This window comes from Alcanivorax sp. HI0083 (genome assembly GCF_001635175.1).
In genome coordinates this window covers 1-1,020 of sequence record NZ_LWFX01000041.1, presented here as the reverse complement: position 1 = coordinate 1,020, position 1,020 = coordinate 1, and the positions used below count along the sequence as shown (strand labels likewise).

Annotated in this window: 1 protein-coding gene and 1 pseudogene; both read left to right on the top strand. The window is 48.6% G+C overall.

From position 1 onward, the window contains the following. Nucleotides 1–637 (top strand): DNA (cytosine-5-)-methyltransferase (dcm, locus tag A3754_RS00450; protein ID WP_156496631.1); only part of this gene is annotated, 637 nt, incomplete at its 5' end. Continuing rightward, nucleotides 625–1,020: pseudogene (locus A3754_RS00445) on the top strand (restriction endonuclease); the annotation flags it as partial. The gene dcm and the pseudogene A3754_RS00445, both read left to right, overlap by 13 nt.

Sequence of the window (1,020 nt, the reverse complement as noted above, 5' to 3'; positions counted from 1 at the left end):
TGACCCTAGGGTGATTGATGCTGCTGATTTCCTTCCTCAGCACCGTGAGAGGATTGTGATCGTAGGGTTCAGAAAGGATCTCAATATTTCAGAAGGCTTTAGTCTGGCTGATCTTGATGTTCCCGAGGAGGCGCCGCTACTGGCAGACATCGTGGACAAGAAGGTCCCGGATAAATATATCCTGACAGACAAGCTCTGGGCTTATTTGCAAAACTATGCGAAGAAGCATCAGGCTGCAGGCAACGGGTTTGGTTTCGGGCTCGTAGAGAGCAAGCAGAAGAGGCCGACCAGAACTCTTTCTGCCAGATATTACAAAGACGGTTCTGAGATCCTGCTGTCCAGAGGACAGAACAAAAACCCTCGCAGACTTACTCCCAGAGAGTGTGCGCGGCTGATGGGCTTTGACAAGCCGGGAGAATCCGATTTTCGCATTCCCGTTTCAGATACCCAAGCTTACAAACAGTTTGGTAACTCAGTAGCGGTACCGGTCTTTGAGGCGGTAGCCAGAGAAATGCACTCAAGAATCCTTGATGCGAATGTCAAAGGCAAAAAGAAAAAATACAAGATAAAGCAGCCAGACAAAGGGCAAATGAGATTGCTCGAAGAAAAGGGGAAAATGGCGGGATGGAAAAACTAGGCCAGTATTTTGAGGGGATTGCCTGGAAATACCTCACTGCAGTGGATGCGGACCCGGGTAAATCCAATCAGCATGAGTTTGGAGGGCTGGTAAAAGCGGGATTCAAGCACTTCTTGGGAGATCCGGGTGAGGAGACGTACAAATACCCCTGCAGGTTCATGTTTCTTTCTGAAGACAAAGACAAAAGTGCAAATGTTGATGGTGTCGTCAGCTGGTATGACTCTCGCAGGGGGAAGAGTGGGCGCGGTCCCGAGCTAAGGCTTTATTACGTTTCCAATGAAGTGACAGATCTGATTTCGGAAGGGATGTTCTTTCTGATTGCAAAGACCACTTCGGAGGAGCTGATTCTTGTCTTCTGTGACAAAGGAAGTAGCGAAGAATCC